At 34.2% G+C, this 25420-nt stretch carries 24 protein-coding genes; 2 read left to right on the forward strand and 22 right to left on the reverse strand.

The window, feature by feature from the left end:
* Positions 1-92: 92 nt before the first annotated feature.
* The 3 genes from F0Q01_RS08635 to F0Q01_RS08645 form a co-directional block, all read right to left on the reverse strand.
* On the reverse strand, positions 93-1886 hold the full coding sequence (locus F0Q01_RS08635; RefSeq protein ID WP_163927204.1) for a glycosyl hydrolase family 18 protein: 1794 nt from the start codon (positions 1884-1886) through the stop codon (positions 93-95).
* A gap of 229 nt (positions 1887-2115) precedes the next feature.
* Positions 2116-2736 carry a hypothetical protein gene (locus F0Q01_RS08640; RefSeq protein ID WP_090488174.1) on the reverse strand — a complete coding sequence of 207 codons (621 nt, stop codon included), beginning with the start codon at positions 2734-2736 and terminating at the stop codon, positions 2116-2118.
* Positions 2717-4033: a serine/threonine protein kinase gene (locus F0Q01_RS08645; protein ID WP_090488176.1), complete on the reverse strand. Its 1317-nt coding sequence runs from the start codon at positions 4031-4033 to the stop codon at positions 2717-2719. Before F0Q01_RS08645 ends, F0Q01_RS08640 begins: the two co-directional genes overlap by 20 nt.
* Before the next feature lie 221 nt (positions 4034-4254).
* Here F0Q01_RS08645 and F0Q01_RS08650 point away from each other — a divergent pair, with 221 nt between their 5' ends.
* On the forward strand, positions 4255-5007 hold the full coding sequence (locus F0Q01_RS08650) for an adaptor protein MecA (RefSeq protein ID WP_090488178.1): 753 nt from the start codon (positions 4255-4257) through the stop codon (positions 5005-5007).
* Positions 5008-5158: 151 nt separating this feature from the next.
* Here F0Q01_RS08650 and F0Q01_RS08655 read toward each other — a convergent pair whose 3' ends face one another.
* Positions 5159-5329, reverse strand: coding sequence for a DUF362 domain-containing protein (locus F0Q01_RS08655; protein ID WP_090153072.1), 171 nt, complete (start codon positions 5327-5329; stop codon positions 5159-5161).
* A gap of 327 nt (positions 5330-5656) precedes the next feature.
* Here F0Q01_RS08655 and F0Q01_RS08660 point away from each other — a divergent pair, with 327 nt between their 5' ends.
* On the forward strand, positions 5657-5863 hold the full coding sequence (locus F0Q01_RS08660) for a DUF1858 domain-containing protein (RefSeq protein ID WP_090153075.1): 207 nt from the start codon (positions 5657-5659) through the stop codon (positions 5861-5863).
* A gap of 62 nt (positions 5864-5925) precedes the next feature.
* On the opposite strand, the gene F0Q01_RS08665 is transcribed toward F0Q01_RS08660, so the two are convergent.
* From F0Q01_RS08665 to F0Q01_RS08750, 18 genes are all read right to left on the reverse strand, one after another.
* Positions 5926-6558, reverse strand: a complete 633-nt coding sequence (locus tag F0Q01_RS08665; RefSeq protein ID WP_090488180.1) for an HAD family hydrolase — start codon at positions 6556-6558, stop codon at positions 5926-5928.
* 3 nt (positions 6559-6561) lie between these two features.
* Positions 6562-7161, reverse strand: coding sequence for an AAA family ATPase (locus F0Q01_RS08670; RefSeq protein WP_090488182.1), 600 nt, complete (start codon positions 7159-7161; stop codon positions 6562-6564).
* Positions 7162-7165: 4 nt separating this feature from the next.
* Positions 7166-8041: a PHP domain-containing protein gene (locus F0Q01_RS08675; protein ID WP_090488184.1), complete on the reverse strand. Its 876-nt coding sequence runs from the start codon at positions 8039-8041 to the stop codon at positions 7166-7168.
* A gap of 88 nt (positions 8042-8129) precedes the next feature.
* On the reverse strand, positions 8130-9131 hold the full coding sequence (locus F0Q01_RS08680) for a glycosyltransferase family 2 protein (protein ID WP_090488186.1): 1002 nt from the start codon (positions 9129-9131) through the stop codon (positions 8130-8132).
* Between the two features lie 11 nt (positions 9132-9142).
* Entirely contained in the window at positions 9143-11086 is a 1944-nt protein-coding gene (locus tag F0Q01_RS08685) for a beta-galactosidase (protein WP_090488188.1), read from the reverse strand.
* Positions 11087-11125: 39 nt separating this feature from the next.
* A complete protein-coding gene (locus F0Q01_RS08690; RefSeq protein WP_090488190.1) occupies positions 11126-12469 on the reverse strand; it encodes an MATE family efflux transporter in 1344 nt (447 codons plus the stop codon).
* An 11-nt stretch (positions 12470-12480) separates the two neighbouring features.
* Positions 12481-13509, reverse strand: coding sequence for a zinc-dependent alcohol dehydrogenase (locus F0Q01_RS08695; protein ID WP_090488192.1), 1029 nt, complete (start codon positions 13507-13509; stop codon positions 12481-12483).
* Positions 13510-13586: 77 nt separating this feature from the next.
* Positions 13587-14924: an aspartate aminotransferase family protein gene (locus tag F0Q01_RS08700; RefSeq protein WP_205467966.1), complete on the reverse strand. Its 1338-nt coding sequence runs from the start codon at positions 14922-14924 to the stop codon at positions 13587-13589.
* Positions 14925-15356: 432 nt separating this feature from the next.
* A complete protein-coding gene (locus F0Q01_RS08705; RefSeq protein ID WP_090488194.1) occupies positions 15357-15497 on the reverse strand; it encodes a cyclic lactone autoinducer peptide in 141 nt (46 codons plus the stop codon).
* A gap of 81 nt (positions 15498-15578) precedes the next feature.
* Positions 15579-16664, reverse strand: a complete 1086-nt coding sequence (locus tag F0Q01_RS13985; protein WP_163927205.1) for a sensor histidine kinase — start codon at positions 16662-16664, stop codon at positions 15579-15581.
* 229 nt (positions 16665-16893) lie between these two features.
* Positions 16894-17625: a LytR/AlgR family response regulator transcription factor gene (locus tag F0Q01_RS08715; RefSeq protein ID WP_090488409.1), complete on the reverse strand. Its 732-nt coding sequence runs from the start codon at positions 17623-17625 to the stop codon at positions 16894-16896.
* 10 nt (positions 17626-17635) lie between these two features.
* A complete protein-coding gene (locus F0Q01_RS08720) occupies positions 17636-19681 on the reverse strand; it encodes a cysteine peptidase family C39 domain-containing protein (protein WP_090488198.1) in 2046 nt (681 codons plus the stop codon).
* Positions 19682-19693: 12 nt separating this feature from the next.
* Complete coding sequence (locus tag F0Q01_RS08725) at positions 19694-22426, reverse strand: type 2 lanthipeptide synthetase LanM family protein (protein WP_143096651.1); 2733 nt, start codon at positions 22424-22426, stop codon at positions 19694-19696.
* A 160-nt stretch (positions 22427-22586) separates the two neighbouring features.
* A complete protein-coding gene (locus F0Q01_RS08730; protein WP_090488203.1) occupies positions 22587-22733 on the reverse strand; it encodes a lacticin 481 family lantibiotic in 147 nt (48 codons plus the stop codon).
* A 115-nt stretch (positions 22734-22848) separates the two neighbouring features.
* Positions 22849-23139: a hypothetical protein gene (locus F0Q01_RS08735; RefSeq protein ID WP_090488206.1), complete on the reverse strand. Its 291-nt coding sequence runs from the start codon at positions 23137-23139 to the stop codon at positions 22849-22851.
* Between the two features lie 2 nt (positions 23140-23141).
* Positions 23142-23891, reverse strand: a complete 750-nt coding sequence (locus F0Q01_RS08740) for an ABC transporter permease (protein ID WP_090488208.1) — start codon at positions 23889-23891, stop codon at positions 23142-23144.
* 9 nt (positions 23892-23900) lie between these two features.
* A complete protein-coding gene (locus tag F0Q01_RS08745; RefSeq protein WP_090488211.1) occupies positions 23901-24620 on the reverse strand; it encodes an ABC transporter permease in 720 nt (239 codons plus the stop codon).
* A complete protein-coding gene (locus F0Q01_RS08750) occupies positions 24617-25387 on the reverse strand; it encodes an ABC transporter ATP-binding protein (protein WP_090488213.1) in 771 nt (256 codons plus the stop codon). Before F0Q01_RS08750 ends, F0Q01_RS08745 begins: the two co-directional genes overlap by 4 nt.
* Positions 25388-25420 lie beyond the last annotated feature (33 nt).

Consider the following 25420-nt stretch of genomic DNA (forward strand, 5'->3'; position numbering starts at 1 on the left):
ATATCACTTTTCCCTTAGAACACAATATTTTTAGATTGTGCAACCCCTTGTAAAATGGGGAAATTCTATGATTTTTCTGTGTCTTACATGTCTTATAAATATTTAGCAATAACATTCCATGTAGCTGAATTATCGAAGCCCTTCTTCCAGAATGCCCCACCTGCAAGACCATAGCTATCCATTATTTTTAACTTCTGCTCGATTGAATTCTCATCCTCAATCCAAATCTTGTAGAATTTGTCTCCATCTGCAAACTCCACATAATACTGACCAGCCTCATCTGACCATTCAGGTGTCAGTCCGTTAGTTCTAATAAATGACTGTATAGCATCTAATCCGTATGCCTTGCTATCGATAATGCCGCCATCTCCATTAACCTGCCATACTCTGCAGTAGAATGGCATTCCAAGGATAACCTGCTCTGCTGGCACCTCTTCAAGAGTAGCTGCAACACCTTCCTCAACAAATCCTATAGATGCAACGGAGCCTGCCTCTGAACTTCCATTTGTGTGCTCATCATATCCCATCATTACCACATAGTCGGCATATTTAGCCTGCTCTGCTCTGTTGTAATGTGGAGTATATTTTGGCATGTAATTATCTACTGATAAAATAATGTCGTTCTTCTCGCACTTGATAGAAAGCTCCTTGATAAACTGGATAAATCCATCGGAAGCCTCATTTGATACCTCTTCGAAATCTATATTGATTCCATCCAAGCCATAAGTAATAGCCTGTGCAAGAATGTTGTTAACAAGCGCATCTCTTGAAGATGTTGTATTTAATACTGTAGTTGTCTCAATGTCACGATTCTCAAAATCGCTTACAAGTCCCCAAACCTGCACATTATTAGAATGGCAAACACTTACGTAATTGGCATTTGCTAGAGATGCTATGCCACCCTTGTTGTCATTTAAGTGGAACCATGTAGGGGAAATAACATTAATATTTCCTGAATTAGTAAGCACTGTAGCAATATCAGCATTAGATGTCTGAGATGTAACCTGATGCCAGAGAAGTGAAATATCACTTCCTATAGAAATATGATTGTAAGTCCTCTCTGGAAGAGATGACTCTACAGTCTTAGCTGTTGGCTCAGAGAATTTGCTATTAGGAATGTATCCCATAACTCCCTTTGCTGAAACAACAAAGCTCCAATCCTTATCCTCAGAAACACGGATTACATTTAATTCTTCATCCTTTTCAACATCCTCTAAGATAGGGCTCTTTCTGCCGTTAGAGATTCTGATTGAAGTATCATTTTTTGCTGTAGCAACCTGCTTTTCATATCCAGCTGTCTCGATAACAATTCTGTCTGGATTCTCAAAAAGAGTGTATTTAAAATCAGATAAAATCTGGAGATAATCAAGTGCAATAAATACTGCATCTCCCTGTGCAACTACTACTGGCTCACCAAGGGAATTATTGCTCTTATCAACTACATAATCAGCACTTCCTAAAGTCGCAGAATATACCTCGCTGTCAGTAGCATATCTAAGTGTTATCTCTGATGGGTCATATACATAGCCGTTGTCGATATTGGCCTTTACAAAGCCAAGCTCAAGATATACATTACCCTCATTTTTAATAGCATTGGCATTTGGTAAAGCTGCGCCAGTTTCGTCCTGAGATTTCTTGTATTCGCCATTCAAAACAACTGAGACTTCATTTTCATGAGTGTTCTGATACCACTCAGTCAGCTCAACATGCTCATTTGTAAATGAATATTTTTTGAATGCAAGAAGACCTACTAATACAACTGTAAGAAACAGTGCAACTGATCCTATGTAGTAATATCCTCTTGGGATGTAATTTTTCTTTTTTCTCCTACGATTGTAGTGGTTATTTCTATGATTACGATTATAGTTATGGTGACTTTGATTCATATGCGTCTCCCTTTCTCTCATATACTGTAAAAGTATAGCAAATCACCTAGTGAAATTCCACTTTTCGCCTTATTATATGGCAGAAAAAAAGAGAGTGTTTGTTACACTCTCTTTTCATATCATATTCGTTACCAAATACTTCAATTTTTATCTGTTCTTCTTATTATCTTTTTCTACTAATAAATAACGATATTATTTTCCTATCTATACTTCTCCTTTCCGCAGCTACCTATAATAAATTAATAATGTCTTCAAAGTTCTCTTCCTTTAATGAAAATGGATTATCTATTTTAGGCAAGTTATTAAGCCTACACCTGTAAGATTCATAAAAAAGTTGTTGTGCTTTCTTGTCTCTACCCAGTTGGCAAAATTTAATGTTTTCCATATCAAATCTTTTAAAAATATTTTTTCGTATGAATTCATGGAAATCACGTCTTTGCCAAGGCATAAAACTACCTATAATAATTTTGTTCTCACATATGTTAAAAACTGCTGCAGTATTATTTCCCAAAACTCCTAAATCTACTATCACATATCCTCTTTCTCTAGCTAGCAATTCTATTGCCTCTTCTACACTGTTTGTCAAAATATATTTAACACCCTTGTATTTGTAGCCTATGCTCCTTCCTATTGATATCTGATTTTCTCCAACCATTCCAAGCAAACTACTTTCCTCTTTCAGTTCGATAAAAATCACATTCTCTCTCAGACAGGAGCCTATAAAATTAGCTATGGCAAGTGAAATAAATGTACAGCCCAACTTAGGTGCCACTGCAGATACACATATGGTTTTTCCCTTATTGTTGTTGTCTTTTTTGTTTTTTATTTTATTAAATATAATCCTTTTCATTTTTAAAAATCGCTGTGAATACTTTCTCTTCTTCTTTGGATAAATCCATGGAATTTCTAGTTAGTGGATACATGTAAACTCTTTTTTTAAGTTCCTTGGCTTTTTTAATAGAAGTTATTTTGTTAGAAAAATTATTGATTATATATACATTTTTCTCCTTAATCCATGGAGGATAAATCATGTTTTGTTGCCAAGGACTGCCGCTTATCACATAGATTAAAATATCCACAGATAGCAGTATATCCGTTGCATCTTTTCCACAATCAAGAACACGCAAACCAACAGGAGGCTTGTGCTTTTCAATAGCATCTCCATAATTCATGACGCCTCTAAAGCAATCGTGGTATAAAACGCCTTCTTCTAATCTTGCGCTCTTCACAGATTTCCAAATATCATTAACAGTATTCTTTCTTAAATCCTCGTAATAGGTATCTATTTTTCTTTTATTGAAAAATTTACATAAAGATATCGCAATATGTGTGGTACCTACTGATGTGCCAGAACCTACTACTGCGATTCTTTTATCAAGATGCTTCTTCCCAAATTTTTCATTTCCCTTACTCCCTATTAAAGCTATCAACTGTTCTTTCAGCACTGATATGCTTTTAGTCCTTAATTCCACATTTTCAGCTGTAGCTTTTTCTATCAAATAGGCTAATTTATAATCATCTTTTGCATAACTATTGCTTCGCATAAAATCTATCACTTTGCCTACGGCATAGATGTCGCATCGCTCGTCTAGAAAGCCTCCTCTTAATTGCTCTGGAGCCGCCCAATTTGGGGTTCCCTGAGGATTCATCTGCCTACATTCTGATTTTCTCATAGATATACCAAAATCAATAAGGCGAATCTTTTCCTCCTGAATAATCAAATGATCCGGCTTCATATCAAGATAAAGTACAGGCTCTCTACCTGCCTTATGCAAAAGTTCCACAATAGAGCAAATCTCTACTGCAAACTTTATCAATTCATCTTTCGTGATTACTTTGCCAAGCAAGTACTCCCTCAATGAAATTCCATCTATATATTCTTCAATCAAATAATAGACTTCTTCATCTTCTTCTACTTCATAAATGGTGGGTAATAGGGTCGAATTAAACCCTTGTAAAAGATGTGCTTCGGATAGGATGCTGTGTGCATCAGGACTAGCCTTGGAAATGGCCTTCAGAATCCTGAGTGCTCCTATCTTCTTGTGTCTGACAAGCACCACTGCGGTAGCTGCTGACTGTTGCAGTGTCTTAATAATCTCATACCTGTCATCCAAATTGATATTAATCAATATATCAGCTCCTTCCATCCGGAAAAAGCATCTTGCGCTAAAATTTATATCACATAAAAAATTATATTGCAAGCATATTTTTTAATTGACAACTTTTCTGTAACTGTTGTGGTTTAATAAAAATTTAAGATTTTTTCACTGTTTTTATATGCCTCTTTCCTTTACTTTCCGATATAATATATATATAATAGTCGAACAAGAAACGTAATAGCATCTTTTTCGATTCGGGAGGTGATTTTATGAAGATTGAAAAAATCAACGAGAACCAGATCAGATGCACTCTTTCAAGAGAAGATTTAATTAGCCGTCACATCAAGCTATCTGAGCTTGCTTATGGCTCTGCCAAGGCAAGAGAGTTATTCAGAGAGCTTATGGAGCAAGCATCATATCAATACGGATTTGAAGCAGAGGATATCCCTCTAATGATAGAAGCAGTACCACTTTCGTCTGAGTCCATTGTTCTACTTGTTACTAAGGTAGAAAATCCTGACGAGTTAGACACTAGATTTTCTAGATTCTCAGAGGATGAGGACGACGATTACGACTATGATGACGATGATGTAACAGCTAGCAAGACAAAGCCATTTAACGAGACTTCTGCTAGTGACATACTTAACATGTTCAATAGTCTACTTGAAAAGGCAGCCGACGCTGCCAAGGCTTTCCCAGAGCAGGCAGCTAAAAAAGGATTGCCAGTTGATATCACTAAGATGTTTGTATTTGATAATCTTGATGATGTCATTAGACTTTCATCAATCCTGGCTACCTTCTATAACGGCAAAAACTCTCTTTATAGGAGTCCATTTGATGGTCAGTACTATCTGGTAGTTAGCAAAACAGATGATACACCAGAGGTATACAACAAAGTTTGCAACATTCTTTCAGAATACAGTGATCAGCAGAATTATGTAGTAGGTACAGCACAGTATATGTCTGAACACTACGACACAATGATTCAGGATAACGCTGTACAGAAGCTTGCAATGATATAACAACCCTCAAGCCCAAGAAATCTTGGGCTTGTTTTTTTGGAATACTGCGGGAAGACACGCCCATCGAAAGATTTGCTTCGCAAATAGGGCGTGTCGTGGCAAACAAAAAAAGAGCTTCGCTTTCGCGAAACTCTTTTTTAATTTGCTCTTATTAGCCCTGTGAAATAGCTCCTGTTGGGCAAACACCTGCGCAAGTACCGCAATCAACACAAGCACCTGCATCGATATTGAACTGTGAGTCGCCCTGTGAGATAGCTCCTACTGGACACTCTGGCTCGCATGTACCACATGAAACGCATGAATCAGAAATAACGTATGCCATGATTAAACTCCTCCTTAATATTTGTTATTAATAAAAATTATCAATTTCGCAACTGATGTGTTTACTATACACCTTAATTGTGTCTAAATCAAGAACATTTTTGTATTTTTAAAAATCCCTTAGTTTTACTGCCTTACACAGGTTCGCCTCAACTAACTTCGATTGAAATCAGCTAACAAAAGTTCAAATTGTGTACACAACTATTTTATCAGTTGTATGCAATAGAATTGTATATTATCAACAACAATTAATATATGGCGTTGATAAATATTTTCAACCATGTTATCATCTGAAACTAGGAGATAAAAAGAAAGGAAGGAACATATAATGGCAAGAGTTTCTAAGTCAACTATGATCGGCGAGCTTCTTCAGATTGATGCTGATGTAGCTCCTATCTTACTTAATATCGGTATGCACTGCCTTGGATGCCCATCATCTCAGATGGAGACAATCGAGGAGGCAGCTATGGTACACGGTATCGACGCTGATGACCTCATCGAAGAGATTAACACATTCCTTGATTCAAAGGCTTAATAAGTAAGACAAAAGAGTATCGCATTCGCGATACTCTTTTTATATGCATAAGCTCCTAAACTTTACTCATTATCCAATATCTCTAGCAATTCCTTAAAACTACTTACTTCTACATCCGGAACATAATTATTGTTAATAGGTTCTTGCTCACAGCTTATCCCTTGACGTAGCCATATAGTTTTAAATCCAATTTCTTTTGCTGGAAAAATATCATTGTCTAATCTATCACCTATCATGACAGCATCTTCTGGCCTGCAATCTGCTTGTTCAAGAGCTCTTAAGAATATTTTTCTATCCGGCTTCTCCAAGCCCTCAGCTTCAGAAAGTAAACAGATGTCAAAAAATCTATCCAAGCCATCTTTTTCTAATCTATCCTGGGTCTCACTTGGCTGATTGGCAATCACTCCGATGTTATACTTTAAGCTAAGTCTTTCTAGTGTTGAAATAACATCTGGATATACTTTTTCTTTGTCTGCGTAATATGGTATTGTCTTTTCTATGCCATATTTATTTCTTACAGCAGCAAAAGGGGATTTAGCGTATGCTGCCGCTGCCTTTATCATATCATCATAAAATATTTCTGCAGTTACATCATAATCTACATTGCTCAATAAGGTCTCAACTCTATCCTTATCAGCTTCAGTCTCATCATAAATCGTATTTCCGATATCAAAAAACAACCACTTTACGTCCATCTATTACCCCTTTATAACATAATCAGCTAATTTACTTGGCGAATACATATTTACATAATGTCTCTCTGCGGGAAAATATCTATTCTCATATTTTTCCTTTATATCATCAGCTGTTCCAATATATCCGTCTCGCTTTAAAACTCTCGTTAATCTCTCAGATTCTGGAACATCAATATAAATCATATAGTCAAATACCTGGGACAATTCTTCCCTTTGAAGAAAAATACCTTCTATTAAAACTACGCTGCCTTCCTTAATATCAACTGACTTCTTCTCATACCTATCCTCATCTTTATCATATAATTCGATAAGGCCAGTAAACTTTCCATTTTTCCTTATTGGATTTATAACATTTTCCAACAAATAGTCATATCGCCACTGCAAATTATAGTAGCATTCCCACTCGGCATAGTTATCATTGTATCTAATCTTCTTGGGATGAATAAAATCATCTATGTGAAATACTTGTATAGGAATATTCTCCCCTGATAACTCCTCATAGATTTCTTCTGATATAGAGCTCTTTCCTGCTCCACCAAGTCCATCAATTCCGACAATAACTGTCTTTCCGTCTGTTAGCTTTTCTTTAATTTTTTCTAGCATAAAATTATACGTCTCCAAAAAATTCCAAAAGTCTATTTTCTACTTCTTCGTCTGCCATACTCTGTCCTAAGTGAATACTTGGTTTTGTCTTACCATGAAAATCGCTTCCTATTGTTTCAAGCAAATTGTTGCTTTTGGCAAAGCTATGATAAAAATCCACTTGCTCTTTAGTATGGTAACTACTAAATACTTCTATTCCTTTTACTCCTGTATCTATTATTTTTTTCAGGACTTCCTCATCCTCAGAAATATTTTGACCTGGATGAGCTAGTACAGGTATACCTCCCGCCTCTACTATCATATCAACAGTCTTTTCTAAATCCATATAAACAGGTTTTAAATTTGAAAACTCGCCGTTTCCAAAATAATCCCAATAGAAATTTACATAAGGATTATCACTGCGATTTCCGCCATTTAAATATTCCTTTAATATATCATGATTATTTTTGTTGGCTAAAGCAACTTCAGCAATCATTTCTCCTGTCACTGCGCCATTAGGAGAAAGTTTATAAACCTCATTTTCATCAAGCTCAATCCCAACACTTTTAATAGCATCTATTCTTTGCTTTGAAAGTTCAATTTCCTGTGAAATAATACTCTGCTCATATTCATCTATAGCATTAAGATTTTTACTTAGATTATAACCTAATACATGTAAATTTATATTTCCTATTTTACAATCTATCTCTGTGGCATTGATAAATTTAATTCCATTTAACTCTGCATATTTTTTCCCTTCTTCAAGGCCTTTAACAGAATTATGATCAGCAAATGCCATCATTTTTATCCCAGCGTCTAAACATTTATCAACTAATTCTTTTGGTGTGAACTCTCCATCATCACTATGTTTTGTATGCATGTGTAAATCTATTTTTCCCATATTTTTCCCTTTGCATGTAATCATATTATAAACCAATACTTCATCACAAATAGCCCATAGAAATAAATCTATGGGCTATCCTTTTTAGTTAGCACAATATCTTTAACTCTTCTTTTTGTCCCAAAAGCTCACTTGTTTCATCTCTTGAAATAAGCATTGCCTTGTTGATTTGCTCTTTTGCAAGCTCCTTCTGTTTACCATTTAATAAGCTCTCAGCTAATTTCACATAGAATTTTACTTTTAGAGAATTGCACTGTGAGTAATCAATATTTTTATTCTCTAAGGCAATTTCCATAGCTTTAAAAAATCCATCACTATCTACGTTTGCCTTAACTTCATAAAAATTATTTAATCTTGCTCTTGTTGAGCACTCTGTATTTTGAGGTATTCTGTACAAACTAGGAATTGTTGCATCATAAATGAATTGACCCTTATGTGCCGCATATCTTAACCATGTATTTGCATCTTCTGATGCTTTTACAAGTGGGAATGGCTCCATATATGCTAAATCAGTTCTAACAGCTGTCGCAGATGTCAAATTCGTATAATTCTTATCAGTAGCGATAGCAATCCATGCATTTTCTCCCTCTACAATATCTCTTGTATGTCCTTCTAATGTTTCATATATTGCTGGTGATAATTTACTTTCCTCAACTAGATTGCTGTTCTCATCAATAACTTTAAATGTTGAATATACAACATTTACATCATCATTATCTATGAACTTTTTCCTTACATTCTCTAGTCTTTTTGGATTAGAAATATCATCTGCATCATTAAACAAAACAATTGGCGATCCGTTTTTATATGCAAATTCTATTCCGCAATTTCTTGCATGCCCTGGTCCCTTGTTTTCCTCACAGTAAATAACATGGATTTTCTCAGGATTAAGAGCTTTGATTGTTTCAAGATATTCCTTGGCTTCTTTACAAGGTGAATCATCATCAACTAACACAATATTCCAGTTATCATCTGTTTGATTCATGATACCCTGAATTGTTTCATCTAAATGCTTTCTGCTAAGATCATTTTCTGTTCTCCAATGTGGTATCACAAATGTTGCGGTTCCGTTCTTATAGTCTTTATACATTTTTCTTTCTCCTATGCTAAATTTAGTACATCTCCATATTCATTTGATTCATAAACATAATCCCCATATGAAAGCTTTGGTTTTATCATTTTTTGTGCTAGATCGTTTTCACCTTTGATAAAAAAGCCTTTGACCTCATTGTTTACAAGCCTAACTATAGCCGCCGATTCTTGTGGTAATAATACCTTCAGCTCATTTACAATCCCATCATTTTTAATCTTTACACTATGCTCTTTTTCTTCATTTGATCTAGAGAATATGAAAATGTGTTTTGTTAATTTGTCATCATTATGGATTCCCCATGCTTGAGTTTCATAATCATCACTATACACATCAAATGATACATCTATATCTTTAATCAATTTTGTAAACCCATTTGAGTAATGATTAATATCATAATTAATACTTGAGTTTAGATATACGATTTTTCCGCCATTACTTTGGAAATCATCTAATTTCTCTTTTACTTCTTTAGACAAATTAATTCCTTCGGCCATGAATATAACTTTATATCCTATCGACTCTCTTTTTTCGAAGTTATCGGTACTTATTAAATCATAGTCATAGCTATATGCTCTCATATTATGTTGGAACCAATAAAGTGTATCTAATGCAATATTTTCCTTACCGGCATTTAAACATCCATCATAATAATCCTGTGGGTTGATTAGATAAGCGCAGTCATTATTGCGAACACTATTAATAATTTCATCTCCATATTTTTCTAAATATGAATTGAATTTATAAATAGTATTACTCTTTTTTTCGTTATACTTACCCTGACTATCAATCGGGCTGCAATCTGGGTAAGGTCTTTCATAAATATTATCTAGATTTTCATCCCATTTTGATGTTGCTGCTCCAGTATAAATATTGTATCCCTTTGCCCCGTTTGCGATTGACAATGCTGCCTCATAGAATGGAACTATGGAAGATTCATACTCTTTTTCATACAATTTCGAAAATCCCCAATTGCATTCCATATGAATTCCTTTTTCTCTTTTTGCAACAAGTAAATATGTATAGAATTTTTCTTTATCTTCTACAATATTTCCACCCCATGAAGTAAATCCATACATTATGTTTGCACCATATTCTGGTCTTACCTTGGATATCCATGTAGACACTCCCTCAGGGGAATTCAATGGAAAATTATAATTAGCTATTACTGGAACAGTACCTACGCATTTCTTTTGAAATCTTTTGTATGTTTCATATAAGCTTTTATATTGATAATCAATCCATTCTTTACGAATACTCTCAGATACTAAAGATTTTTTTTCATTTGTAACATTATTAAAATCCTTATAATCAGTTGCGAGGCAGCTGTTTAAATATTTGATTGTTTTATATTTATTCTTCAAATAATTGGAAAATCCGTCTATTGCACTCTTAGAATAATCCCAATCCTTAATTAAACTATTTGCGTCTGAAAATATTCCTTCATTCATTAATTGAATGCCAACAATACATCCATTAGGATAAAAATGTGAACTTACTGCATTAATTACAGCTTCATACCATTTCTCTGCTGAATTTATAAATTTCTTGGAGAAAGATGATGGTATATAATAGCATCCTTTTTTCCTTTCGTATTTACATAGCTCACCATTTAAAGACTCTTTTTTCTCATAATCAATATTATTTAATTCATCTGGTAAGCCACCGTAGTTTACTTCTGCATGTATAAAAGGTCCTGGTTTAATAATCATGTTTAAACCGCAGCTTTCACATTCTTCTATAAACCGAATTAAATTTGTATTTGGCTTATCATTTCCTTTAAAATCGTATTTATTCGATTCTAAATTCACCAAATGATGTCTCCATGGTATGTAGCATGTAACAACATTTATTTTTAATTGCTTCAGCTTCTCTAACTTATCATGCCAATCATCAACTGAATCTCTATAATATGGATAATCTGCGCACATCAGTAGTTTGTTTTTATTATTCATCCATATTTTACCCCCTAAATATTTTTTCCTTCTCCATTCCTATGTGTATGCTTCCTCCATAGACTGGATCCATTTTCTTGATTTAAATAATGCAGTCATTAAGCAATATCTGATAAGCTCTTCTATTATTTTTCCAGCAAAGACTCCCCAGAATCCCATCTTGAAATAGAAGGCAAGTATAAAAGCAAATAGTAATCCTAAAAATGTTGCTATAGTATCCACCAGCATGACATTTTTTGTTTTACCACCACTTTTTAATACGCCGTTACCAAGTATAAAATTAATGATTTTTATTATTTGTATACCTGCATTAATAGATAAAGCTATTTTTGCTACCGCAACTGTTGTGGCACTTGTATCTGAGTACATCATAGGTACTCCAGTCCATGTAAATATCACAAGTAATATTCCAAATATTATTGCTGATATCTTTCCTGCATTTAGGATTAAATTAGATTTTTGTACTGCCTCATCTACTTCATTTTTTCCTAAGTGCTGAGCAACAAGTGAGAATCCTACTACAGTAAATCCAAATGAAAACATTATGAATATTTCTTCAACACTAAAAACAATTTGATAGGCAACTATCGCAAATGTTCCTATTCTAGTGTAAAAGCTATTGTACATAAAGCTTCCAATTGCCCATGCTAGCTCTCCTATAAAAATTGGAATACTAATCATTGCTATATTCTGCAAAAGTTTCCTATCTGTGCTCATTAGCATATTTTGAAGAGATAATAATCCAATTCTTCTGTAATGAATTACAAATAAAACAAGTATTAATAGTCGTGAAAGGATTGTAGCAATTGCCGCACCTTTAATGTCCATTCCTGCCACAAATATTAAAATATAATTTAGGCAGGTATTTGTTAGCAAGCCAACTCCGTTTGCTACTAAAGGTGTTTTGGTGTTATTCATTGCTCGTAAAATACTTCCTAAAATACTATTAATTACGGAGCACATTAATGAGAAAATAACTATATTCCAATACTGTTCTACGTACTGAATGACTAAATCTTCCGCACCCATAAATAAAACAATATTTCTAATTGAAACCTTAAATATAACTATCAATCCAATGGCACCTAATACTGCTACCTTTAATACATCATGGATTATCTTTTTTATTGTTTCAAAATCCTGTTTTCCATAGTTTTGTGCAATTAGTATTCCTACTCCAGAAGCTATTGCTGCTACTATTATCAGTATCAATGAATAAATCTGGTTACATAGGCCAACTGCAGCCAGCTTCTCATCACTTATATGGCTTATAAATACATTATCTATCAGTCCTAATACTTGCTGAAAAACCATCTCAATGCTTGCGGGAACCGCCAGCATTATTATTGGCCAATATTTATTATCACTTATTATTTTCTTCAATAGCTTTCTCCTTATAGGTTTTCATCATTTTCTGATATGAGCATAACTTTCATATGTTTGCAATTTTCTACATCAATTAAGTTATTTACTGCTGGTTCATACTCAGAAATAGGAATCTTTGTAGTAATTAACTTATCGATATCTTTGAAACTGCTAATATAATCCATTGCTGGAGCCATCTGTAAATGTTCTTCACCAGTTCCTACAAGACTAATTCCCTTTGTCAAATAATCTAATGTATTAATTGTAATTTCGTAATCGTTCATGAAGCCAATAGCAAAAAGGCGAGCTCCCTTTGCAGCAAAATCTACTGCATTATGTAATTGATTACCAACAGCATCGATAATTACATTAAATTTCTTTCCATTTGTTAACTCTAATACTTTTTCCATTGTTAACTCGTTTGGATAATAAACATCAGAATTAAACTGCTTTGAAAATTCATTTCTAAAAGTATTTATTTCTGTACCTACAGTTGTTTTTGCAATTCTCTTGCAAACCATCTGGCACAGATTTCCAATAGTTCCTGATCCTAACACTAATACATTGTCCTCAGGTTGAATGTTAGCCTGTTTGATAATATTTAATACACAAGCTAATGGCTCAACTAATGCAGCTGTTTCCCAATTCATTCCATCTGGAATCTTATACATAAACTTTTCTTCGCCAACATAATACTTTGTATATGTTCCATGACATCCAATTCCTAATTGATAATCATCAAAATGGTCACAATAACAAGTCAATCCCTGACGGCAATAATCACATTTTCCGCAAAACTGTGTTGGGTCAATTACTACTCTGTCTCCAACTTTATAATTTGTAACATTCTCACCAACTTCTACAACTGTTCCAACTGCTTCGTGGCCTAATGCCATACCAGCTTTAGCTACCATTTTTCCTCTAAGTACATTTATATCTGTACCACACACACCGGTACCGTAGATTTTCACTTTAACCTGTGTTTTTTCAACCACCTGTGGTTCCGCAATTTCTGTCCATACTAATTTATGATTCTTATCTGTTGTTAACGCTTTCATATTAGTCTCCTCATATTTTGTCTGATTTGATTAGTAAATTTAGTTAGATACATTTTTCATTTGTTTATTAATAATTTTTATGCAGAAGGTTCAGCATAAGCATCTGTCTTAATGGCGCTCTCTACTGCCTTAATGCTTCCTCTTTGTACCATATCGAAGACGCCATCCAAGATGTCACATACCTCTTTTGCCTCTGCCTTTGTTATTGTTAATGCCGGTCTGATTTTTATTACATTTCCGATACCATAACGAGAAGTTCTTAAAATAAGGCCATTATCAAATGCCATCTTTGTTATTTTCTTTGTTAACTCAAGATTCTCTTCTCCCTTAGAATCTATAATTTCAAAGCCAATCATAAGGCCTACGCCTCTTACTTCTCCTATGAAGTCATACTTCTGCTGAGATGCTTTTAATCTCTGTACAAAGTATTCACCTACATTTGTTACATTATCTAAGAATCCATCTCTTTGGATAATTTCCAATGTTTTCACACCTGCTGCTGCCGATACAGAATTCGAACCATAAGTAAATGAATGATAGAATCCTTCCATTTTTGAATACTCTTCTTTACAAGCAATTGCTGCAATCTGGAATCCTGTACCACCTAGTCCCTTAGCAATTGTCATAATATCAGGCTGAACATCAAAGTAATCAGCTGCAAACATCTTGCCTGTACGTCCTACACCTGTTTGAATTTCATCAAAAATTAATGCAAAGCCATATTTATCTGCCAGCTTTCTTAACTCTACAAAATATTCTCTAGGCGGAATAATATTGTCTCCATTTCCCATTATAGGCTCTACAATTAATGCTGAGACATTTCCATTAGCTGCATATTTAATGAATTCCTCTATGCGTGTGGCACACATCATCTGACATTTATCTTTTGTTGAATTATAAAAACAACGATAACAATATGCTGGTGGAACATGTACAATATTTGCATTACCCAAATTACTAAATGGCTCTCTTCTAAATCCTAAACCAGAAACATTCATAGTATAGATTGTTTGTCCCACATGAGATCTAAACATAGAAATTACACCCGACTTCTTGTTGTAGAAATTGGCCATCTTTATTGCACCTTCATTGGCTGTAGACCCTCCAGATACCTTTAGATGAATTTTTGTCAGATCCTTTGGTGTCACCTTAACCAACTCATCAACCAGCTTTGCAACTGGTTCGCACATATAACTAGATGTTATGTGCACCATTTTTTCAGCCTGCTCCCTCACTGCATCAAGTACTTCTTCGTTACTATATCCCAGACTTAAATTGAATGTAGCCGCTGCGCAATCAATATATCTCTTACCCTTTTCGTCCCAAAGATATATTCCTTTGCCTCTAGTCATTACAACATCTTCTGTTGGTGTAAAAATATGTTTGTTATTAATCTCCTCGTAAAAACTTTCCATTATTGTCCCTTTCTCCTTGTGTAGTAATTTTTAGATGAAATATATAGTTCCAGTAGGCAGTTTTATTTGATGATAGGGATATACATTCCACTGGTCTATATTTTCACATATAAGGTATTTACAAATACGATAAATACCTCCCCTTCATACATCTGATAATTTCATATAAAAACCCTCCTTTTTTTAATGTGTAAATTATACTTGGTTTTTATATCTATCCATGGACCATGTTGAATTTATAACTCTCCATGTAATTTTTCGAAGGAAATTTATTTCGCCTTCCTTTTTCAACGACTTATTATTAATTTTTGCCCTAGAATTTCTATATTTTTCTCTGCTTTCTTTTTTCAAATTTTGCACAAAAAAGGGAGCCGCAGCTCTCGCTACGACTCCGGGGAATAATTTTGGCGATTATTTCAAATCGTGGTTATCTTACTTGTTGAATTTTTTGAGATCAGCAGGCATCTTTGGTTGATGAAGAATACATACACAACGAGAATCTGCTGTTGCCTTAGCTGTAGTTCTAGCTACCTTTTCTAACATCTTTGCCGAAATATTCTTTTTCATATTCATCTGTAAATCCTCCCTTTTCTGCTTACATCGAATAAAACGATTATACCCGTTAAAAAGTCTTATTACCTTGTCATGTTGAAATTAGCAGTTTACATGTAATTTTTCCATATTTTCATATAGGACAACTACCACTGTAAACTCATCCTTTTGATTCTTTATCAGTACATCTCCATCATATTCCTTGGCCGCCATCTTAATGGAAAGTATACCCATTCCATGATTCTCTTTGTCTTCTTTTGTTGTCTCTATATCTCCAGCACTATTTTTCTTAATTTCTCCCGTGAAGCTATTTTTTATGCAAATTTGCAGCATATTCTTTTCATAGCCCATTTCAAGTCCAATATATTTATTATTATCTACCTTAACACACGCCTCTATAGCATTCTCTAGTAGATTTCCAAGAATAATGACTATGTTTTCATTTTTAAATGGTAGCTCAGTAGGAATAAATACATTTGATGTAAACTCTATTCCAAGCTCCTTAGCCATCGAGTACTTATAATTTATAAGTGAATCTACAACAATATTTCCAGTTCTTGATATATCACCCGTTTTTATAAGTTTACCATCATTAAGTAAATTCTCTATGTAATCCCGAGCATCATTGGTACTTCCAGAATCAATCATTCCCAAAAGACTTGTAAGATGATTTTTCATATCATGGCGTAGTCTTCTCAGCTCCTTGTATGTAGCCTCCTGCTCCGCTGTTTGCCTGCTACAAAGCTGAATCTGCTGCACAAAAAGCTTATTCTGCGCCCGCAATTGTACAGTTCTATTTACCCAATCATAAGCATCAAAAATCACATAATTTGTTAAAAGCAATACCACACTGGCGATGGCTGCAAATCCATCATAATTTGGATATTTTCTTGAAACCTCTACACTAACTATCTCAAAATAAATGCTTACTACTGGAATCCAGGCAAGCATAATAAATGTTTTGAGGGATATATCCTTTGAAAACCTATCTTTCTTATATTTCTCTATGGTAATAACTATTAAGAGTACACTCATCTGGGATAAAAAGTCTGCAACTCTTTCAGATACTATATAGGAAATACCAATGCTTTCTATAGTAATGCCAATAAGAGATTCAACAGTCGTCCATATAGTGAAAATTACTATTACGGAGAATATTTTCATCAGTAATGATGCTTTTTTTGTCACAATCGCTATCGTAAATACAAAGAGCATATTTCCTATCAATAAATATGTGCCTCGAAATGAGAAAATATTCATTGTAGTTGCAACATAAATATAATAAAGCACCCACAAAATATTACTTACAATGTCTTTTTTTTCAGAACCCAGCAACACCCCCATACACTTTCTTACAATCAATACTTGACAGAAAGCCAGCAAAACCCCTGAAAATAAAGCCACATAATTAGTCATTTTACGATTGTGATCCCCCTGCTATCTCACATACTTTTTGTCTAACAGTTGACCTCCTGTCCTCACTAATTCTCAGCACATATTCTTCGTCCTTGCACTCGAGAACCACCTCGGAATAGGTCATACTTTTAATGTATGAATAGTTTACCAAAAAGGATTGATGTATGCGTATAAAATGCTTGTTTATTTTTTGTATTTCTTTTTCTAGATTATTGAGTTTTCCATAGAAAGACCTTACAGTCCCATCATTCATATGAATATCAACCAATCGTTTGTTGCTTTCGAAATACACTATTTCCTTTATTGGTACACTATATTCTTCTTTGTTATAGCTATAAACAAATAGGTTGTTCATACCTTCTATTTTTTTTATTGCTTCAGCGCAATAGCGCTGCAATTGTTCAAGTTGAATAGGTTTTGAAACAAATCTGAAAGGCTCTACTTCAAATAATTCTTTTAAATAATCATCATAACTAGATATATATATAATCAGTGTATATCTGTCTAGCTGACGTATTCTTCTGGCAGCTGTTATACCATTCATTTTCTTCATTTCTATATCAAGAAAAATCATGCTATAACGGTGACCACTTTCAATACTTTTTACTAGTGTTTCCCCATCGAAAAATACATCTATCTCCGTCTTTTTCCCATTTTTGGCAAATTCGCGACTAATTATGTCTTCTAATTTTGAAGTAAAACTTATATCGTCATCACAAATAGCTATTCTCATTCTCCACCTATTAAACCTCAAACATCTCTCTATATTCTGCAAACTTAGCAAGTAATTCTTCATGATTGCCCTTATATATGTGGCCATCTTGTATATATAGGACCTCATCCACGTATTCTACCATGCTGAGCTTATGCGTTGACACAAATACCGTTTTTTCCTCTAACAATCCCCCAGGAGCAAGCAAATTTTTAATGATTTGTTCTTCATCTACCACATCAATATTGCTAGTTGCTTCATCTAATAGATACATACTAGAATCTTTAAGTAAGCATCTAGTAAGACAAATCCTCTGCTCTTGCCCTCTTGATAAATTCTTGCCCTTTGATATATTTGTAAACCATTTTAATGGCTGGGCTTCTACTATTTTATCTAATCCTATGGCCTTTACCACTTCGTCTATACGTATCTGGGAAATATCCTTTTGTCCAAAAATAATATTTTCCATAATGGAAGCATCAAGTATTGTAGTATCCTGATCCATGTATATAGGCTTGTCTTTGATACTATCATTAAACAAAACCTGACCATTATAATCGCATAGCAGATTAGATACTATTTTTAAAAATGTTGACTTTCCACTTCCAGATTTTCCTATTACAGCATATTTTTTTCCCTCTTTTATCTCAAGGTTTACATCTGATAAGCAACATTTGCTTCCATAAAAATAAGACATATCCTTGATAGAAATCAAACTATCACTGCTTGTGGCATACTGTCTTGGCCTATCCTGCATATACTTTTCATCAAGCAATTCATTTGTCTTATCTATAACAGGTAATACTTGATAAATAGAATTTAAAGCCTGTCCTATAGTAGTAACATTTTGTATTACCAAATAAAGAAGTGGAATCAAAGCTATCTGGGATACAAAATCCTTGTTTCCACTGATAATAATTGAAATCGTGATAGTGGCAATTGGTACTATATACATAAAAATGTTGGTCAAAACATTTTGAATACTCTGAAGTATTACTAGCACTCCATATTCTTTTGTCTGTATTTCATTTTCCTTGTGCCACATTTTTGTAAAGCTATCCTCTACGCCGAGGACTTTTATTGTAAGAATGGCTCTGACAATATTCTCACTTGTCGTATTTAGCTTTATTATTTTTTGAGTGTATTTGTTACTGGCTGAATATATCTTAGCTCCGATTAATATATAAAGTAATAGATACACAAATATCATTATCGTAAATACGAATCCAACAAGCAAGCTTTTTGAAAATACAATCCACTGAACTAGGATGATTGTGCAAAAAGCAATCAATGATGGAATCATCCTCATAAGTGTGGAATCCTTTATGGCGCCTCTTGCATTTATTCTATATAGTAAATCACCATTACTTCTAAAGGTGAAGAACTTATAGTTTTTTGCCACCATTTGGTTAAGCAAATTGTTTCCATATATCTGCTCAAATATAATATTGAATCTGTTTGTAAGTATGCCCTGAGCTATACTTCCAACACAAAGTATACCGATAGCAAGAAGGAGAACGCTCAGTACTTTTGTGCTGGAAGTCCCATAAATGAGTTCGTTGTACAGATACGAATAGCTCATAGCTACAATCTGGGTTGCCACTGCTGTCAACATTAAGCCAAGCATTATTGCTAAGACTTTACTTGATTTAAAACGAGACAATATGCTTATACTGTCTTTTGGTATGAAAGTTTTCTCAATTTGATTTAACTTAACTAGTACCTTACTGTAGATCTTATAAAATTCTTCTTTTTCATAACTTATGCGACCGATCGCAGGATCAATCCCCATGACTTTGGTTTTAGTAACCTTAGTGACTACTATAAAATGATTGTTGTTGACATAGGCAATCCCAGGTAGCATCGAATTTTCTAATTCCTCTACCCTAAAACCTTCCACCCCAAATCCATATTCCTTTAATGCCTCTTTAAGCTGCAGTACATTGCTTCCTGCTCGGGACAGTTCAATTTTCTCTGCCAATCTATACACAGGAACTTTTATACCGTAGCTGTCCATAAGCATTGTGGCACAGGCTATCAAACAATCAGATTCACTTGTTTGTAAAACAACTTTCACAGACTCTCCTCCTTAGAGATTTTCGCAAGTTAAAATTGATTTGATATGACTATTCTCATATCTATTTAGAAGATATCTTATTCCTGTTTCACCAACCATGTAACCGATTGCATTTATCGCACCTGGTGCACCAATACAGCTATATCCATCTTCTCGAGCTACATCAAACATCTGCTCTATGTATTTTTTATTCATCCTCTCACCAGTAAGTCTCTCAAAGGAGATCAAATAATCAATGAGAGCAAAATTGCCATGACATAAAGAGTAATTATTGGTGTTTATCTTACTTGCCTCTATTATTTCCTTGTATCCTCTTAAGTCTTTCAGCAATTGCTCTTCTGAATAATCAATTTCTACATCCTTAAGAAATTCTTCTTTGTACCACAATAATCGAGCTTGCATGATTCCACATGAACCGTGGCACCAGTAGTGAGAGCTGCTTCCATCAGCTCTTCTCTTATCCACCCATTTGAAGTCAGAAACTTTTAATTTCTTTTCCTTCTCCCAAGCCTTCTTAATAAGAATAGAAAATCTATCATCTTTTACCACTCTGTTCATGCATAACAAGGATGTCATCAATCCAGTATACCCATGAGCAAAACTAGCAAAGCTAAACGTAGCATCCATCATTCGCATGTTGAAGTTTTCCATGAAATAATAGGTGATTGATGTTATTATTTTTCTGCTAAAATAGTTTTCCTTATAATCCCCATAGTAATAGAGCACCGCTGAATGAACTCCTGATAGAGAATCATAACAATTCGTGTATACGATATTTTTCTCAATCAACTTCTCAAAGGCTGTTTTCAAGCCAAATAGTTCTATTCCCGGTATTTTTTCTACCTTTTTTATGAATGAATAGATACCTGTAAGTCCGCAGAAATAAGAAATATCATAGGTATCAAATCTTCCTAAATCATATTCTTTCTTTAAGGTATTTACTATAAGTTGCATGACCGCTACAGCATTCCTGTCACCTGTATTCAGCCACTCGGTATAATACATAAGTCCTATTCCGCTAATACCTGAATACAATGACCAATCTACCATAGCATATTCAAGCTGCTCCTGGTCATTAACCATCAGGCCCAGCCATGCAATTGTGTTATCTTTGCCTAGAATAATATTTCTATCAATATTTTCTCTAAGCATCTTTTCAGTTGCGGGCTTAGCCTTTATGCTCTTATCTTTCCCACTTTTTTCAATATAATTAATGCTAAGTACTTTGCTTGATATTATTGCGTTTTCTATTAAACTCTTTTGCTCTTCAATTGTATTTTCTGCTGTTTGATATTCGATTATGTCTTTTACATCTTCTATATTAAAGCCTTTTATATCCATAATCTTTTCTACTGAAGAATCAACTGGACCGTATACACATTTTTCCTTTGCACTCCAATAGAAGCTCGGTATATTGCCATTCATAAGCTCTGCTATTTCGTGCTCATATACTTTTACATTAAATTGATTTGTTCTCTTGAGTTTTCCAAGTAACTCCTTGAACAACTCCGGCTTCATTCTATATTTAACATCATTTTTTATTCTAAGGATTTTACCGTAGGCCTTTGTCATATTTAGAATGATTCTTGACTCTACCTTGTCAAAGTTATCTTCAATGTATTTGTAAATCTTTTGCTTATTTTCTCTAAAAATTTCATCAGCTTCATTGAATCCTTGTATGATGTCTTTTCCATAATCAAGAGGGTCTATATCATTATTAGGTAGATGGGAATCGCTCTTTACCATATCTTCTGCTACCTTGATGCACATATCATCCCTGTATTCATTCTCCAATTTTTCTACCATTATCTTCAGACCCCTATTTGAAAGGCAGCTAACATCGCCTCCAAAATAGTCGGACATGGTAAAAATTGGAACAAGCCCGGTTGCCATAGTGCCATATATAAGCTTTTTGGTAGCATTATACTGAGCATCATAATTCGCCTTATGAATGTTGAAGAATAAATATGAAGAAAAAATAGTCTCCACATCTGTAATTACTGGATACACCCCATTTGCCAGTAAATTCTCATAATGCATATCATTAATCCCAAGGATGTAGGTCATATAAATCAGCTTTCCATAGTTATAGTAAAACTGTTTTATCTCGTCCTGTGATTTGATAGGTTTGTGCTCAATAAATTTCACCCATGTGCCTTCAGGAGTTGTTAAGGAATCATACAAACTACTATATTCTCTCCCGAAAAATATAGATGACAATCCTTTTAAGAACTCTATATTTCTTCCATGCGTAGGCTTGAATACTATTTTACTTCCCTTAGTAAACTCAAAAATTATTACACTTTTATCATTGTGCCAATCTCCACCTACATTTATATTTTTTATCTGTTCATTCTCTAATAAAAATTTCTTGCTGATTTCCTCATAATTATTCATAAAGTCATCAACAACTTTAATCAAATAGCAAATCTTGCCCCTAATTTCTTCGCTAATTTGATTTTTCATTTCTGGAAAGATTTTTTCCATTCCCCCAATTATTGCATCTTTGTTTTCACAAAAAAAAGTATATCTTTCTTCTGGATTTTCCCCTACAAGCTTCTTTTCTACTCGTTCTAAATTCATGCAATAAATTAAGGATTTAAAGCATTTTACAAATATCTCATTCTCCACCTTTTCTTTTATAACAGGCATCTCCTTAATATTTACATCTATATCCTTTTTTACATCTTCTAAAACATGATCATAAAGATAATCTACATAAATCTTTCCAAATTTATTTTTCATACCAACCACCAATCTACCTTTTCCTTTTAAAATCAAAGCCGCTTAGGAACATCCCCAAGCGGCTTAGAAAAATCCTATCCGAGAACTGTTTACAATGTTGTGAAGTTTATAGTTTCTGTTATTAGTTTTAAAAAAAAGATTTGTATGTGCTTCTAAAATATTAAGAACAGCATGTGAAGATGAACATCCATGTGTTCATGTGGCATTCATGGCTGATTGTTCTGAAGACACCATCGCCACCGCCGAGGATCTGCTCGAGCTCCTTCTCATCAATAGGATTTGTGAGTGCATTAAGATCTTTGTTCATATTTACCTCCAATTTCCTTCTCCAATAGGATTATGTTGGGAGTTTATCATTTGCTTCTCACAATTTTTGCCACTTGTAATTATTACCTTTTTACATGTAATTTTCTGAAAACGAATTACATATTGGACACAATAACTACAACTGCAATTCCAAGAAGAATTAACACCCATAAAAGACATATACATGAGGCAATGATGTTTACCGCATTTCTAGTTTTTTTCATTCTAAGGGCTGTAATTGTAAGGACGAATCCTGCGATTACAAAAAGTACATTCACAACGCCCCACACACTTTGTACCATTGGTGCAAGATGAATTTTAAAAATCGTAGGTACAAGAGTAAGTACTGGTAATAGGCAAGCAATAAGTCCCATGTTTTCAATTTTCTTTACATTTGTTTTTTCCATAACTAAGCCATCTCCTTTTTTCCAAATCTATATACTGATATTGCTAACGCAAGTGCAAACAATGCTACTGCACATGGTAAAAATGGTATCAACTGAAATCTTGTACTATCAGTTTCAGTCGTAAAATCTCTAAGAGAACAAGAAATAAAATATCCGCTATAGCAATATGGATATAAAATCCACGCGCCTGTATTTGCAACTAGAATTCCTGGAAGAACTAGAAAAATATTTAATCCCACTGATACAATTGGCTTTTCAAAAACCACTGTAATTGCCCACATCAGTGCCACTGCTGGAATCATTGTTAAGAATAATTTCGCGCAGCAAGTTACTAAATAAAGAATAGGAATGTCCTCTGTAATATTGTGGCTTGAAATCGCCACTTTTCCTGCAACTAAGAAAACTACAAAGAAAACTAATATTTCAAGGAATAAGAAGGTCAGCACCACTGCAAATTTTGCCAAGGATAATTTCGCTCTATCTACTGGCAAGGCCAACATTTTTAGAATTCCATTGTTTTGAGTTTCCCTAGCTGATATCAATACGCACACAACAATCATGCTAAGTGGTAGCAGATAGTATGCATATGCAAGTGCGCTTTGTATAAACATTGCTGGCCAAGCGCTTGTATACTCAGGTGTAAAATACTGGCTTAAGTTTGATATTCCCGATGCCACCACCAAAATCGGTGCAATAAATATAAGTGGAACAATCCAAGATCTTTTTATCTTTTTAAATTCTATTGCTAACATTTTTGCCTCCTATTCTGATTTTTTATTTTCGGCTATCACAACTCCGATTGCGAAGAATACTATAGTTTCAAATATTGCTATTAACATTACAGCCAAATCTGATTTTGCTGTCATAGCTATTGCCGGTTTGAACATTACTATAAATGGATGAGACAAAACATATTTCGCATTATCGCCCTGTAATGCAACAGCACTTAAAAATCCTGCCACTCCTATACCAATTGTCACCCATAGGTTTTCAAATAAAGATGCTATCATCAACATAAAGCTTATGACCGGCAAAGATGTAATATATGAATATAAGACAAACATCAGAAACACTCCCATATCAAATTTATCAGAACCCAGTTTGCTTATACCTATCCACATCAATGCTGCATTTTGTATCACTATAGCTATAAAAAATACGCTTGTAATTATGAGAAATTTTGCTACAAAAACTTTCCACATGCTTATAGGAAGCACATACATTTTTTTGATTGCAAATCCTGAAAACTCCATGTTGTAGGCAATACTGGTTGCGATTACAATGGCAAACATATTCAGTACCATTATCATTCCGTATAGCTGTGTCAGAAGTACATCCATAGGATCAAGTGGCATATTTAGAAGTGTGTTTCCACGAATCTTAAAATTCAACAACACATATAGAGCTCCTATTATTCCTGTAATAAATAGGATTGCTACAAGTCCTGTTCTCTTTTCCTTCTTTAACTCAAGCGCAATCATAATACTGCCCTCTGCTTTCTTTGCTTGTTATCAGCTTCAATCATTGAAAGGAACATGTCCTCCAGGTTGTTATCGTTGTAGCCCTGGACCTTTGCCTCTGCTCTTAGGTCATCCATGCTGCCTTCGAATAAAAGTGTTCCATGATTTAGAATTCCGATATCATCTGCCATTAACTCGATTTCAGATAACATATGTGAAGAAATCATAATTGTGCAGTTGTACATCTTTGGCAATTCCTTGATAAGATTTCTAATCTCATGAATTCCTGCTGGGTCAAGTCCGTTTGTAGGCTCATCAAGAATTAGAATTGGTGGTCTTCCAATCAATGCTCCTGCAAGTCCTAACCTCTGCTTCATTCCAAGTGAATACTTCCTTACCAGTCTGTCACCAAACTCTGAAAGTCCTACAAGCTCCAGTGCATCATCCACATCTTCTTTTTTCAGGTTTAAAATCTTTCTTATAATCTCAAGATTCTCTCGGCCTGTTAAATTAGGATAATATGCTGGGGACTCAATAAAGGAACCAATATTCTTTAGAATCTCTATTCTATCCTCCGGCATCACCTTTCCATTTACATGAAATTTACCTGATGTAGGTTTTGCCATTCCAAGGAGCATTTTCATGGTTGTAGATTTACCAGCTCCATTTGGTCCCAAGAAACCATAAATAGTTCCTCTCCTAATATGAATGTTTATTCCGTTAACTGATACAAAGTTGTTGTATTTTTTTGTAAGCCCTACTGTACTAATCATATTTGTTGTAAGCATTTTCGACCTCCCATTCCATTGCTTTGTCATTTT

It is taken from the genome of Pseudobutyrivibrio xylanivorans, assembly GCF_010906925.1.
GTDB lineage: Bacteria > Bacillota > Clostridia > Lachnospirales > Lachnospiraceae > Pseudobutyrivibrio.

Excerpts from the sequence above, each read along its gene's own strand:
- F0Q01_RS08635 (WP_163927204.1), bottom strand. The coding sequence starts at position 1,886 with ATGAATCAAAGTCACCATAACTATAATCGTAATCATAGAAATAACCAC.
- F0Q01_RS08640 (WP_090488174.1), bottom strand. The coding sequence starts at position 2,736 with ATGAAAAGGATTATATTTAATAAAATAAAAAACAAAAAAGACAACAAC.
- F0Q01_RS08645 (WP_090488176.1), bottom strand. The coding sequence starts at position 4,033 with ATGGAAGGAGCTGATATATTGATTAATATCAATTTGGATGACAGGTAT.
- F0Q01_RS08650 (WP_090488178.1), top strand. The coding sequence starts at position 4,255 with ATGAAGATTGAAAAAATCAACGAGAACCAGATCAGATGCACTCTTTCA.
- F0Q01_RS08655 (WP_090153072.1), bottom strand. The coding sequence starts at position 5,329 with ATGGCATACGTTATTTCTGATTCATGCGTTTCATGTGGTACATGCGAG.
- F0Q01_RS08660 (WP_090153075.1), top strand. The coding sequence starts at position 5,657 with ATGGCAAGAGTTTCTAAGTCAACTATGATCGGCGAGCTTCTTCAGATT.
- F0Q01_RS08665 (WP_090488180.1), bottom strand. The coding sequence starts at position 6,558 with ATGGACGTAAAGTGGTTGTTTTTTGATATCGGAAATACGATTTATGAT.
- F0Q01_RS08670 (WP_090488182.1), bottom strand. The coding sequence starts at position 7,161 with ATGCTAGAAAAAATTAAAGAAAAGCTAACAGACGGAAAGACAGTTATT.
- F0Q01_RS08675 (WP_090488184.1), bottom strand. The coding sequence starts at position 8,041 with ATGGGAAAAATAGATTTACACATGCATACAAAACATAGTGATGATGGA.
- F0Q01_RS08680 (WP_090488186.1), bottom strand. The coding sequence starts at position 9,131 with ATGTATAAAGACTATAAGAACGGAACCGCAACATTTGTGATACCACAT.
- F0Q01_RS08685 (WP_090488188.1), bottom strand. The coding sequence starts at position 11,086 with ATGAATAATAAAAACAAACTACTGATGTGCGCAGATTATCCATATTAT.
- F0Q01_RS08695 (WP_090488192.1), bottom strand. The coding sequence starts at position 13,509 with ATGAAAGCGTTAACAACAGATAAGAATCATAAATTAGTATGGACAGAA.
- F0Q01_RS08700 (WP_205467966.1), bottom strand. The coding sequence starts at position 14,924 with ATGGAAAGTTTTTACGAGGAGATTAATAACAAACATATTTTTACACCA.
- F0Q01_RS08705 (WP_090488194.1), bottom strand. The coding sequence starts at position 15,497 with ATGAATATGAAAAAGAATATTTCGGCAAAGATGTTAGAAAAGGTAGCT.
- F0Q01_RS08715 (WP_090488409.1), bottom strand. The coding sequence starts at position 17,625 with ATGAGAATAGCTATTTGTGATGACGATATAAGTTTTACTTCAAAATTA.
- F0Q01_RS08725 (WP_143096651.1), bottom strand. The coding sequence starts at position 22,426 with ATGAAAAATAAATTTGGAAAGATTTATGTAGATTATCTTTATGATCAT.
- F0Q01_RS08730 (WP_090488203.1), bottom strand. The coding sequence starts at position 22,733 with ATGAACAAAGATCTTAATGCACTCACAAATCCTATTGATGAGAAGGAG.
- F0Q01_RS08735 (WP_090488206.1), bottom strand. The coding sequence starts at position 23,139 with ATGGAAAAAACAAATGTAAAGAAAATTGAAAACATGGGACTTATTGCT.
- F0Q01_RS08740 (WP_090488208.1), bottom strand. The coding sequence starts at position 23,891 with ATGTTAGCAATAGAATTTAAAAAGATAAAAAGATCTTGGATTGTTCCA.
- F0Q01_RS08745 (WP_090488211.1), bottom strand. The coding sequence starts at position 24,620 with ATGATTGCGCTTGAGTTAAAGAAGGAAAAGAGAACAGGACTTGTAGCA.
- F0Q01_RS08750 (WP_090488213.1), bottom strand. The coding sequence starts at position 25,387 with ATGCTTACAACAAATATGATTAGTACAGTAGGGCTTACAAAAAAATAC.